Source organism: Serratia sp. NA_13 (genome assembly GCF_052691735.1).
Genome location: NZ_JBQZFV010000003.1, coordinates 307,924 through 321,175, shown reverse-complemented (window position 1 = coordinate 321,175; position 13,252 = coordinate 307,924). Strand labels below are relative to the sequence as shown.

Annotated in this window: 10 protein-coding genes; all 10 read right to left on the bottom strand. The window is 52.5% G+C overall.

Annotation, left to right across the window (positions count from 1 at the left end):
* Position 1: 1 nt before the first annotated feature.
* Positions 2-1,063 carry a glycosyltransferase family 4 protein gene (locus ACUTSU_RS08160; protein ID WP_445650573.1) on the bottom strand — a complete coding sequence of 354 codons (1,062 nt, stop codon included), beginning with the start codon at positions 1,061-1,063 and terminating at the stop codon, positions 2-4.
* Between the two features lies 1 nt (position 1,064).
* Positions 1,065-1,970, bottom strand: coding sequence for a glycosyltransferase family 2 protein (locus ACUTSU_RS08155; protein WP_445654003.1), 906 nt, complete (start codon positions 1,968-1,970; stop codon positions 1,065-1,067).
* Positions 1,971-2,111: 141 nt separating this feature from the next.
* Positions 2,112-2,960 (bottom strand): ATP-grasp fold amidoligase family protein, encoded by an 849-nt coding sequence (locus ACUTSU_RS08150; protein ID WP_445654002.1) that lies wholly within the window; start codon positions 2,958-2,960, stop codon positions 2,112-2,114.
* Positions 2,950-4,239: a flippase gene (locus ACUTSU_RS08145; protein WP_445650570.1), complete on the bottom strand. Its 1,290-nt coding sequence runs from the start codon at positions 4,237-4,239 to the stop codon at positions 2,950-2,952. The genes ACUTSU_RS08150 and ACUTSU_RS08145 overlap by 11 nt, the downstream gene beginning before the upstream one ends.
* Before the next feature lie 4 nt (positions 4,240-4,243).
* Positions 4,244-6,427 carry a polysaccharide biosynthesis tyrosine autokinase gene (locus ACUTSU_RS08140; protein WP_445650569.1) on the bottom strand — a complete coding sequence of 728 codons (2,184 nt, stop codon included), beginning with the start codon at positions 6,425-6,427 and terminating at the stop codon, positions 4,244-4,246.
* A 28-nt stretch (positions 6,428-6,455) separates the two neighbouring features.
* On the bottom strand, positions 6,456-7,589 hold the full coding sequence (locus tag ACUTSU_RS08135) for a polysaccharide export protein (RefSeq protein ID WP_445654001.1): 1,134 nt from the start codon (positions 7,587-7,589) through the stop codon (positions 6,456-6,458).
* Positions 7,590-7,634: 45 nt separating this feature from the next.
* The gene (wecA, locus tag ACUTSU_RS08130; protein WP_445654000.1) at positions 7,635-8,684 is read right to left on the bottom strand and encodes a UDP-N-acetylglucosamine--undecaprenyl-phosphate N-acetylglucosaminephosphotransferase; all 1,050 of its coding nucleotides are present in this window, start codon (positions 8,682-8,684) and stop codon (positions 7,635-7,637) included.
* Positions 8,685-8,862: 178 nt separating this feature from the next.
* Positions 8,863-9,819, bottom strand: coding sequence for an NAD-dependent epimerase/dehydratase family protein (locus ACUTSU_RS08125; protein ID WP_445650567.1), 957 nt, complete (start codon positions 9,817-9,819; stop codon positions 8,863-8,865).
* Between the two features lie 181 nt (positions 9,820-10,000).
* The gene (locus ACUTSU_RS08120) at positions 10,001-10,900 is read right to left on the bottom strand and encodes a winged helix-turn-helix domain-containing protein (RefSeq protein WP_445653999.1); all 900 of its coding nucleotides are present in this window, start codon (positions 10,898-10,900) and stop codon (positions 10,001-10,003) included.
* A gap of 905 nt (positions 10,901-11,805) precedes the next feature.
* Entirely contained in the window at positions 11,806-13,194 is a 1,389-nt protein-coding gene (locus ACUTSU_RS08115) for a NarK family nitrate/nitrite MFS transporter (protein WP_445650565.1), read from the bottom strand.
* Positions 13,195-13,252: the final 58 nt, after the last annotated feature.

The following is a 13,252-nucleotide window of genomic DNA, read 5'->3' as shown; positions in this document are numbered from 1 at the left end:
CTTAACCTCCAGCGATAAGCTGTTGCCATTGGGGATAAATCCGCTCAGGGATGAACTGCTGCGCCCGCTCCAGCGAGTGCATAGAAAAGCGCTGCCGTAATTCACCATCGTCGATCAGCGCCAGCGTGCGTTGGCTGAAAGCCTCGATATCGCCTTCTGCCACCAGATAGCCATTCCTCGCGTCAACGATCAGCTCGGCTGGCCCGGTCAGGCAGTCAAACGCCACCAGCGGCAGACCGAAGCTCATGGCTTCAATCAACACCATCGGTAGCCCTTCGTAACGCGAAGTCATCAACAGCATTGCCGCCTGACGATAGTGGCTGGCAATATCCGCGGTCGCCGGTAGCAACTTCACCTGTTCAGTCAATCCGGCGGCGTCAATCTGCTGCTGTAGCGCGACGCGATCCGGGCCATCACCGACAATATGCAGTTGCCACCCCGCCGTTTGCCGTGCCACCCGTTGCCAGGCGGCAATCAGGCGATCAAAACCTTTCTGATGGCACAGCCGACCGACCGCCAGCGCCACCGGCTGTTGCAACTTTGGCTGCGGCGATTGCACCGGGAAAGGTGAAACGTTTTCGATCACCTGACATTTGCGTTCCGGCACCCAGCGGCTGATGGTGGCCAGATCTTTTTTCGTCAGCAGTACCGTGCGGTCGCCTAACCGATAAACCAGCACCTTCAGCCACTTCATCGGCCAGGCATATTGATGGAAGCTGACGTGTTCACTCAGCAGCAGACGGCTATGCGGACAGAGTAAACGCAGGTAGGGCACCATCAGCGCCGAGAGTTTCCCCATCGAAACGGTGACTATCACGTCATAACGGCCACGCCGCAGAAACCACGCCAACCGCCAGGGCCACAGCAGCGTTCTGCCGGGCATAAAGCGCAGCTTCACCGCAGAGTCCAGCGGGTAAAACGCCCGGTCACCGCTGATCGACACCAGATCCACCTGATGCCCCAGACGCGTAGCCAGCGCATTGGCCAGGCTGCTGGCGACCCGCTCGGTACCGCCTTTTTCGGCGATGTTCTCAATCACAATCGCTACTTTTCTTTGCTGCATGTCATCTCCGAAATCCCTCGCGGGCGCTGCGCAACAGACGCCCCCCCAACGGAAACAGCCCCAATCTGGCCAGGCAGTCGCCGTACAGTTTGATCGCCCTGAACTTGCTGCTCAGAGCCTGGCGTTCCGTACGCGATGAGTAATAGTTGAAAGCCTGCAGGTTTTCGCTGTACAGCGAGGCCAGCAGGTGTTTGCAGGCAAACCCGCTGATGTAACGGCCACTGGCGTTCAGATAGGCATCAATAAACTGTTCGCTGTCGTCGAGGTTCATCCGGCAACGATCCGTATCGACATCCCCGCAGCGGATGAACACCCCAAGCCCTTCGTCAAAGGCCACTTTGGCCCCCAGATTGGTGGCGTTGACCAAAAACCCCCAGTCCTGGTACTTGTAGAGGAACTCCGGGAATAAAAACCGTCGGTCCGCTTTTTTACGCAGGCTGATGGTGGAGGTACGAATATCACCCATGTCGAGAAATAAAAAATCTGCCCCCGCCACCCCCTCCTTGTAATCAAATCGATAGCTGCGAATATTTTTGTCACTCACCGTGGCGTAATTACCAAAAATAATGTCCAGCCGGGTGTCCTGATGGCGTTCCAGGCGACGGATAATATAGTTGGTACTAAAAGAGCCCTCCGGCTCCAGAAAGAAAACCACTTCCGCACGCGCCAGACGAAAACCGGTATTACAGGAAAAAGCCGTATTACTGCGAACTTTATTTTCATGTAATCGTGCTCGGCTGTTGGCGGCCAATAAGCCGCGCATATTATCCAGCTCTGGTTGGTCGGAAGCATTATCAACCACGATAATTTCATAATCGAACCCCAGGCAGGCATTAGTCATCCTGACTAATGTAGCGGCCAAGCTGGCTGAGTTATTAAAAACGGGCATGACAATCGATAAGTCCATTTATTACCTCAACAATATATTATCATTTGGCAAAACAGCATTATTGCCAACGGAATAGTTTGTTATCCCAGAATATCCTTGTCCGGTTATTCCCCCCCGTTCTGACGCGGGTAAAATCCGCGCAGCCTACCGGTTATTCAACTACTCCTGGAAATAACCTCCCCACTCCTGTTCAATGGTTTCTGGCGTCAGCCTTTGCAGACCGGCCCCTGGGGTGAATGTCAGCTCGCCAAAATAGATACGTTGCTGCACCTGATAAAAATCGACACGTACATAAGAGAATTGCTCGGCAACCTTGTGTGCCAGTGCCAGCATCTGTTCCAGCCGGCAGGGTTTATCCATCGGCACCTCGCTGTTGGGCACGCCCAGGCGGATTTCGGTGCGGTTCCAGTCGGCGTCAAAAAAATCACGCCGGTGATCGATAAAACGCTGGTAATCAATCTGGATGAAAAAGCGCACTTCGCCGCCGCGGTTAAAGCAGTGGATCTTGATGTCATTCGGCGTCTTGCCGTCTTCCAGCAACATTTTTTCCACCATCACACGGGGGGGGATATCTTTATAGTGGCGCTCGCGGTAAACCTGATAAAAATTCTGTCGCAACCAACTGTTGGTAAGAACTCTTAATTCATTAAAGCTGGTCTGGCTTTTATCAAACACCAGTTTATTATAACCACTGCCGTGGTTGGCCTTAATAACGAATGCATCAGGCAATGCCTCATACATCTCCTCAGTCAATTCTTTTCCCTGTGCGTAAAGTTCAATCAGGTACTCTTCCCCCCACAGTTTTTTAATATAATCCCGCACCTGATACTTATCGGACAATTGCGTGTACATTGCCAGGGGATAGACTTTTCTACGCATCAGTTTTTCGCTATACCCCACCGGCCTGGCCAAATGCGGCATCTTGCGAAAAAATAATGCGTACTTTAACTGATGATATAGTGCATCGGGTATATTACGGTAAAAACCCTCCACCAGATTATTTAGCATAAAGTTCTCGCACCTTCCCTATTAGTTGAGGTAAACAACGGTAGCAGGTGACCTGCAGCCGGGTAATTTGTCCTCTTCTGAAAAAACCATTAAGTACAAAAAATGAAATAAACTCGGTGATCAGCGTTGCAACCGCCGCGCCCGCAATGCCGTAACGCGGGATCAACACCAGATTCATCAACACATTGGCCAAGGCGGCCAGCGGCATTTTTATCGCGATAAATCGGTAACCGCCAAACAGCACAATCGCCCGATAGGACACGGTGCCCATGACCGAGAACAACGAAGTCACCGAACACAACGCCAGGATAGTGGCGGTTTCACGGTAGCTGTCACCAAACATCAGCGCCACTATTGGCCCGGGAAGCAGCGAAAGCAGCAAAATCACCGGCATCGAAAGCAGCAGCACCACCAGATACAACAGCCGGATGCGAGCTTCCTTTTCGACCTGGGTGCGGGCATTCGCCACTCCCGGCATCATCGAGGTGATCAGCGCAATCGGCACGAAGATCCAGCCCTGACTTAGGGTGATGGCGGCGCTGTACAACCCGACGCTATGCTCGCCCAGATAATTACCGATCATGATCTGATCGATACGGGTGTAGATAACTATCGACAAGCCCGAAACCGCCAGCGGCAACCCCACTTTTAACAGGTAGCATCCGTAACGCCGTTGATGACGCCTGCCGATAGGCCGCAGCCCACTGCGCTCTCGGCGAAACAGCACCCAGCGCACCGCGTAAGGGATCAGGCTGCTCAACACATAAGGCACGGCAAACCACTCCAGCGGCAATTTGACATGCACCAGCGCCAGCCGAACCACGATCGACAGCAACAGCGCCAGGTTGTTGATCATCGTGTTCAACTTCGATTTAAGCAGGGCGTCGTAATAGATTTTATAAACGTCCTGCACCGAGAAATAAGCGCTGAGCAGCATTAACGCCATCATGATCTGGCTGGTACGATCCTGCGTCAGCAGCGCCCAGGCCATCAGCGGCACGGCGATCAGCGCAAACAACTGTCGACGTAGGCGCATTGAGGCCAGCATCAGCCGGATACCGCTGTGCCGTCGCCGGGCGACACGGTTAAACAACACCGCGTCGGCCCCCAGCTGTACCAGCGGTACGGCAATGGCGATCACCGACAGCAGGTAGTTAATCAGCCCGTATTGCGCCGGCCCCAGGTAGCGCGCCACGTACACCGAAACAAAAATGCCTGACAGGCTCAGCGATACCCGTTCCAACATCAACCACAGGGAGTTCATCAGCATCGCTTTCATGCGGTTACTGAACCTTTTCCTGGTAGCTGGGGTAAGCAAAGGCATAGTAATCGGCATCGGTGGCGGTTTTCTTCACTATGCCGTTGAGGATCACCCCTTTAATCGTCACGCCGTTCTGTTCGAAACGACGGATACTGGTCTCAATCTGTCTGACGGTGTTGGCCTCAAAACGCACCACCATCAGCGCCGTACCGGCATGATGACCCACAATGGCGGCGTCGGTCACCGCCAGTACCGGCGGCGTATCGATCAGTACCAGATCGTAGTTTTGCCCTGCCCAGCGCAGGAAGTCGGCAAAGCGCTGATGCATCAGCAGTTCAGACGGATTCGGTGGCACCTGACCGCGCGGCACAAAGTTCAGATTGGCGATATCGGTTTTCTTCACCGCCTGAGCAGGTGCGATCAGCCCGGACAGCATGTCTGACAGCCCGTCTTTGGCGTTGTTGTTCAGCCAGCGGTGCAAAAAGCCTTTGCGCATGTCGGCGTCGATCAACAACACCCGCTGCCCTGCCTGGGCGATCACCACCGCCAGGTTGGTGCTGGTAAAGCTTTTGCCACTGGCGGGGCTGGCACCGGAAACCATCAGAATATTGTTTTTGGCCTCCATCATGGCGAAGTGCAAACTGGTCCGCAGGCTGCGGATAGCCTCGACGGATAAATCCTCCGGTTGCTCTTGCGCCAGGATTGGCAGCTTGCCGCTGCTGCTTTTGGTCAACAACTGCTGCTGGGTGCGATTACGCTTTTGCTGCCATGGCGACAGCGGCACCGTGGCATACACGCTGATGCCGCGCTTTTCCAGCGTATCGGTGTCACTGATGCCACGGTGAAGCGCGGCACGCAACACCACCCAAGAGGCTGACAGCACGCCCCCCATCAACAGAGCGAATAAAACGATCATCATTTTTTGCGGTTGCACCGGACGCAGACCGGTTTCCGCCTCATCAATAATACGGATGTTGCCCACCGTGCCGGCCTTGCTGATGCTTAATTCCTGCTGTTTGTTCATCAGTTGCATATAGACCTGCTGATCCACCTGCACGTCGCGGGTTAAGCGCAGAATTTCCTGTTGGGTTTTCGGCAAGTTTTGTACCTGCTTGCCCAGGCGGCTCTTTTCCGCGTTCAGCGTGGCGCGTTTTTCCAACAGCGCCCGATAGGCTGGATGCACGCGGGTATACAGCTTGGAGATTTCCGCCTCTTTGAAGGTCAGCTCATTTAACTGGCCTTCAAGCTGAACCTGGGTATCCAGTACCGATTTGGCCTCAAGCGACAAATCCACCGAGTCGTTTTGCTGACGGAACTGATTAAGTTGATTTTCGGCCTTGTTCAGCGAGCTTTGAGTACGCGGCAACTGCTCGTGCAGGAAGGCCAGCATGCGCTGGGCTTCCTCGGTTTTGCGATCCACGTTCTGTTGCAGGTAGTTGTCGGTGATGCTTTTTAGCACCGCCTCCGCACGCTGCGGATCCTCCCCCGCCAGGCTAAAGGTCATGATGCCGCTTTCCTTGCCACCGGGGGCGACGTCGAGCATGTTGCGCAGCTCATCCACCGCTTTCTGGCGCGGAACGTTAACTAGGGTGAAGGTTGTGCCAGGCAGGGCTTCCAGCGCGGTCACATTTAGTGCCCAACCGCCCTGCTGCAGGGCTTGCCCAACGCTGCCGCTGAACAATTTTTTGCCGTCATGGCTCAGGCTGTAGCGCTGTTGATCCTCTGCGGTCAGGGTCAGTTCCTGGCCCTGCATGACAGCCGGCACCTTCATGCCGGAGATGTTCAGCACCGGCGGCGTTTCACCGCTCAGACGGGCGATACCCTTGCCAAACAGCGGGAAGTAGTGCGGGCTGATACGCACAGTCAGACCAAGATCGTCGACGGTTTTGCCAATCACGTAGCGCGATTTCGCCAGCGAAACTTCGTCCTGAGTCGCCGAGTTCTGCCCGATGGAGCCTCCAATAGAGCTGTCCAGCGTTTCACGCAGCAGTGAATCACCCGAGAGCTGCTTTTCCACCTGCACCAGAGCCGTGGCCTGATAGATTGGCGTCGCCATCAGCGCATAAGCGCAGCCCAGAATACCGGCCACGCCGGTAACCAGCAGAATGCGCCAGCGGTTATCCCACAGTGGGCCAATCAGGCGCTCCCATTCCAGTTTGTCGTCCTGTTCAGCCATCACAATCGGCAATGCGTTGTTCTTCATCATCAGTATTCCTTAAGTCACCGTTACGGGATTACCAATTACGGACCCGCAACGTGGCCTCGCTGAGGTCGTTAAAGCTGGAAATGGTGGGTGCCAACTGGCTGATCAAACGGTTCCAGCGCGCGATCGGCGCCGCAGTGACGTACACCACGTCGTAAGGTTCCAACTGGAATTCGGTGCCCATTGCCAGCGCGGAGGCATCAGACAGGTCAAACTGGTACAGCGACGCCAGCCGCTGCGGCTGTTTGCCGCCATTCGGGCGGATCACGAACACGCCGGTGGCGTCGGCCACCGTTTGACTGATCCCTTCGGAACTGCCCAGTGCCTCGGTCAGCGTCATACCGCTGCGGTCCATTTTCAGCGTCGACTGCTTGCCAACCTCTCCCATCACAAATACTTTCAGTTCGTCGTTACGCGGCACATACAGGATGTCGCCCGGCTCCAGCAGATGGTTCTGGCTGATATCGCCGCGCTGCATCAGCGCCTGCAGGGAAATCGGCTGCTCTTTGCCCTGATGCGTCAGCACCACGTTGCGCCAGTCGGCATTATCGGTCAGCCCGCCGGCAGCGTTGATTGCGTCAAGAATGGTCAGCGGCACGTTGGTCACCGCCTGCTGCCCGGAGGCTTTCACTTCGCCGGTCACATAGACTTTCTGCGAGCGGAATGCGGCAATGCTGACGTCGACCTGTGGGCTTTCCACATAGGTCGCCAATCGTCCGGCGATCTGGTTACGCACTTCGCTAACGGTTTTACCTGCTACCTTCACCCGGCCGATGTAGGGGTAGAAGATCGAGCCATCGGCATGTACCCAGTTGCCGGTGTCGCTGGCGCTGCGGTACTGCCCTGCCGGGGTGGTCAGTTCCGGGTGGTCCCAGACGGTAACGTTAAGCACATCACCGATACCAATACGGTATTGATAGCTTTGCAGACGCTGGTCCAGCGCCAGATTTGGCCGCGCCACCGGCTCTACCCGGCGCATTTTTTGCAATAGCAGCGGCGTAACGCGATACACCTGGACCTGCTTGTTCAAATCGAAGTCTTCGTCCTGCTGAGTCACGACGTCTTTGCCATGGGTCGGCAGGTGAGAACCCGGAAAGGCAGTGCAACCGCTGAGCAAAACGCTGGACAGCACCAGTGGCATCCAATGAGGCAAATGAAGGTTCATAACGGTACCGTGAGAAAACGGGCCGCCTTTGCAGCCCGTTGGGGATTAACGATCGGCGGTAGGATTATCAGTAAAGATTCTTGCCTGGCGCGGTTCGTGCAACAGGGCAAAATAACCGAAGAAACAAAATACAAAGGCCAGCAGCATCAGGTGATCCGGTGTCTGCAGCACTTCACTACAGATGCCGACACAGGCCAGAGTGACCGCCAACATGCAGCTCATCCCCAGTGCCTGACGCGCATTGAGGCCACGGCGCATCAGAATATGATGCAGATGATCGCGTCCGGCCTTGAACGGGCTCTGGCGACGCATCAAACGGCGCACCATCACGGTCACCATGTCCATCAGCGGGATGGCGATTAACCACAGTGCGGTCACTGGTCGTATTACCGCGTCCTCACCCTGGGTGGCGACAATCAACAACCACAGCACGCTGAAACCAATCACCATGCTGCCGGCATCACCCATGAAAATCTTGTTACGCGCACCGAATGCGCTGAGGTTGAACAGCAGGTAGGCCGCCAGGGCCGCTATCAGGCTCAGACACCACCAGGCCTGAGCCTCATGCCCGGCCAGCCCGAACAAAATGGCCAACGCCATAAAGGTGACACAGGACAGCGCGCCAAGCTGACCGTCGATACCGTCAACCATGTTATAGGCGTTGATCGCCCCCCAGACCGCCAACGGCGTGATTAGCAACGCCGCATAGCCCAGCAGCAACTCCTGGTGGCCCCACAGGAACCCCAATGAAGAGAGTTGCATCCCTGCCGCCAGCATCATCGCCAGCGCGATCCCTCCCTGCACAATGACGCGCGGCGCCACCGGCAGATCAAAACGGTCATCAAGCACCCCCAGCATCACTAATGCGGTGACGCACAACAGATAGGTGGTGCTGTGCGGCAACCAGTCCGGTTGCCAGAAAGTCACCAGAGCCATGATAAGGTAGATAGCAATGCCACCGACCAGCGGTACATGCCCCTGATGGCGCTTACGGGCATTGGGTTTATCCACTAACCCCACCGCCAGTGCAGCGCGGCGGGCAATAACTACCAGCATCAGCGCCAAAATAAATATCACACTCAGTTGATATAACATGGTTCCTCCAGCGAATAAGCACGCTACCGCCCTTGAGTTACAGCTCCCAATGCGCTATTAACAAAAACAATATTTATATTGTCAGGATATAAGTCAGCATGAGTTAATCCTGTTAAATACAGATTTATCCGCTTGCCAGCAGAAAGAATAAAAACCTTAGCGTTGAATAAAGGTATCTCTAGGAAAACTCGTGCTTAATCGTTTTTTCGATCGCCAAATCAAGATCGACCGGCGCCACGAAATCATTTTGCACATTGCTTTTAAATTGCGTTCTGGCGCAGAATTTTTGCACCCGCACTCGGCTAATTGGAAATTTACGGCGACTTATTTTGCTCACCACATCCAAGGCCGTTGCGCCACAGAGACCAAATAAATAGGGAATGCGAATAGTCTTATTACTTTTTCCTAATGAAGAAGAAATAACGTCGACCAGTTGATTCATGGTGAAGTCGGGCTTATCAACATAATTGCTGACCTGATAGATTGCCTGCTGATCCAACGCATGCTCCAGTCTGGCGGCAATATTTTCTACGTAAGCCATAGACTTCATATTATTACCGCTGCCGATCATCACAAAACGGCCGCTGGCGATTTGCCGGAACAGGTTATAGACGTTGCCACGATTATTTTCACCAAACACCACCGTTGGGCGGATGATGGTTAATTTGTTGCTGCCATCGGCTTTGCGCCAGGCTTCGTAAACATACTCGGCCTCCAGCTTTGATTTGCCGTAATGGTTAAAGGGTTCGAAAAGCCCTTCCTCGCCGGTTTCCTGAGTCACGAAGCCGTAAACCGCCACCGAGGAGGTAAAGATGATTTGTTTGATATTCAGCGCCGAAGCCGTCATGCAAACATTGCGCGCACCATCAACGTTAACCTGATAATACAGTGAGACAGGATCGACGTTATCCTGATGCTCGGCCGCAAGGTTAATCACGGCGTCACAACCTACCAGCGCCTGCCGCAGAGTTTCGGGCTGGGTTACATCGCCAAACTGAGAGAGTTCAGGAAAATGCTCACTCGGCTTTTTATCTACGATGGTCAGCACCAGGTCGTTACGCGCACTCAGACGCTTAACCAAACGCGTCCCAATAAAGCCGGAACCCCCGATGATAGCTACTTTACGCTTATCCATAATTTGTCACTCAATCCGGTTTCCCATTATTCCCTACCGCACCATGAGGCAGGACGCTAATTGGCGTTAGAACATGGAATCCAGACTGGACAAAACAGAACGAGCTTTCAAATAACAAATAATGAAATAAAAATATTAGCCGAATGTAAAATTATCGATAAAGGTGAAATATCATCTGGAGCTAATTTTTAACATCGTAAGCAACTTGATACTCCATGGTTTTTCCCGGCAATATAAGATTAATCTTACCCACGCCTTTTACGTCTGAAGTATCGTATTTCACTGGCTGTTTAAACTTCCCCTGCTTGGGATCAACACACTCAATGGTCGCCTGCTCCAGATTTTCACCCTGATACAGACAAAGCAAACTTTGCGGCTCCTTGGTCAAAGGATTGTTCAGCGTCAAAGTGAGTACCACGCGGGTATTGTTTTGAATATCATTGATAATTGGCGGGCGAGTTTGGTTACCCAGCACATATGAAAAATGTGAAATAACCAGCAATGACACGAATACCGACAGGTATTTCACCACGCGAATGGCAGAAAATGAGAAAAAACCCGCTGAAGCCGGAGCTTTGTTTTTTATTGCCGTATTTTTAAGCATTGCGGGCGTGACAGACGAAGAAACCGGAGCAGCAACTTCCTCCGGCCGTTCTATTTCTTCAGTAAGAACTCCATCATCTTTATTGTCACTTTCAGAAAGTTCCGCTTGAATATCTTTATTGTTATCACTTTCGATATTCCATATTTCATCGGCGACATATTCATCCTCTTCAGAAATAAAGTGAAAAACCGCCTTGTTTTCCACCTTATAACCCAGACGAGGAATGGTTCTGATAAGTGTATGCTCAGCATCACCTATTTTTTGGCGAATGGATTTAATTGTTTGATTTATCGTTGAATCTGAGCAATAAGTTCCTTTCCATATGTTTTCTATAATTTCTGTACGGCTAACCAGTTCTGGGGACCTGGCGACAAGAAGTGAAAGTATCTGATACTCCTTCCAACGTAGGCGAAACTTTTCCCTGGACGGTGTCAGAACATCTAGATTCCTAATCTTTATTCTTTTATCAAGATTCACTTTTAATTTCCTTTGCGTGCCTGTCCTGCACACTTTGTATAGAAATATGAAAAAATGTTCAAGAAATTAAATGTAAACTCAACAGGTTGCATTCATCAGATATTTATTTTTATAAAAATTTGCTGATTTCATTTTTTACATCCCTCCTCAAATGGAGGTTATGATTCTTTGAATGACATTATTTCCCTGTTGGCAACATGGTTTCTTATCATGTTTACCGGCAATAAAATACAGCCAACTCGCTGTTTTTAAATAAAAATACAGCCATGTTATAAATTTGTTATTTAAGTGAAATTGTAAAATCTCATCTTGTCAGCGAAGGATATCACCTGTTTTTCCACCTAATCCGATTGCCAGACAGCCTACAAAAAGCCTGCCAAAACAGAATGAGAGTTGTCTGATTTAATCCTTCACGGGACACCAGGTTAAAATATAGAACCAAAATACAAAGGATCATTGTTAACTTTATGGGATGATTTTTGAATAACGAAAAAACCAAAATTCATTACCACGCCATAGGTCATACACAGTGTTTTATTTTCGTAATGAATTCGACTGAAAAATGAAAAATAACCAACAGAAAAAAATCCGTCTACCTAAAGTGAAAAGCACAGTTGAGAGAGAGGCCTATACCCTATAGTTTCCAAGTTGCAGTTAGGCGGCCAACTCGCTCATCCCCAGGCGCTTACTCAAGTAAGTCCCTGGGGTGAGCGGCAAATCTGTCAGGAACAGATTTGAACGCTGCAACTTGAAAGATGACGGGTATATAAACAAAGGGAAAAATGGCGTGCGATAATAAGAATATTACCTAAAGCGAGAGGGATTTCACTGAGGGAGTAAAACTTCACCTGGCAAAGGCAGGAAATAGTTCCTCCCCTGCCGGGGAGGAACTGGGGATATGTGAACTATTTTTTACGGCCGTAGACGACCCAGGTGACCAGCACACAGACTACGTAGAACGCCAGGAAGATTTTCATCGCCTCCACCGGTGAGCCGGTCAACGCCAGGGAGGTGCCAAAGGCTTTTGGGATAAAGAAGCCGCCTGCGGCCCCGATCGCCGAGATGAAACCCAGGGCTGCCGCGGAATCGGTAACCGCTTCGCGTTGAGCGCTTTCGTCACTGCCGCCGCTGGCCTTAACCCGATCTACGGTAATTTTACGGAAGATCACGGCTATCATCTGGAAGGTGGAACCACTGCCCAATCCAGCAGTGAGGAACAGCAGCATAAAGACGCTATAAAATGCGATAAACGACCCCGTATGCCCTGGCCCCGGTAAAGTCAGGAACAGCAAGGCAGCAAACACGGCCATCAACACAAAGTTAATCAGCGTGACGCGAATACCACCGAAGCGATCGGACAGCGCCCCGCCCACCGGCCGTGCCAAAGCGCCAAGGAACGGACCGAAGAAGGCATAATGCAAAATCACCACGTCCGGGAACTGGGTTTTGGACAACATGGCAAAGCCGGCGGAAAAACCGATAAAGGAACCAAAGGTGGCGAGATACAGCAGGCTCAACACCCATAGGTGACCGCGTTTGAGTACCGGCAGTTGCTGACGCAGCGACGCTTTAGAGGCCGCCAGATCGTTCATACCGAACCAGGCTGCCAGCGTACCGACCAGCAGGAAAGGCACCCAAATCCAGGCGGCGTTCTCCAGCCATAATGAGCTGCCATCAGCCTGTACCTGGCCGGTCCCCCCAAAGGCGCCAAAGATGGCAACAGAGATGGCCAGTGGGGCCACCAACTGCATCACACTAACGCCCAGGTTGCCCAGGCCGCCATTCAGGCCCAGCGCGCCGCCCTGCCTGGCCTTTGGAAAGAAGAAGCTGATATTGGCCATGCTGGAAGCAAAGTTGGCCCCGGCAAAACCACACAGTAAAGAGATAATCACAAACACGCTATAGGGCGTGGTAGCGTCCTGCACCGCAAACCCCAGCCACAGGCAGGGTACCAGCAGCAGGCCGGTGCTGATCGCCGTCCAGCGACGGCCGCCGAACATCGGGATCACAAAGGAATAAGGCACGCGCAGGATAGCGCCGGAAACGGAAGGTAATGCGGTGAGCATAAACAGCTGATCGGTGGTGAAATTAAAGCCAACCTTATTCAAATTGACCGCGACTGCGCTAAACAGCATCCAGACGCAGAAAGCCAATAGCAGGCAGGGAATGGAGATCCACAGGTTGCGGTTGGCAATGCGTTGGCCGCGTTGTTGCCAGAATGCGGTATCCTCAGGTTGCCAGTCCTGAATAACCGCGCCTGTTTGTTTTGATAATGACGTTGCAGATTGCGACATAAAAACCTCGGACACAGGATGATAACTTCGCCCACCCTAGGCGGCCCCCCCTACGGCA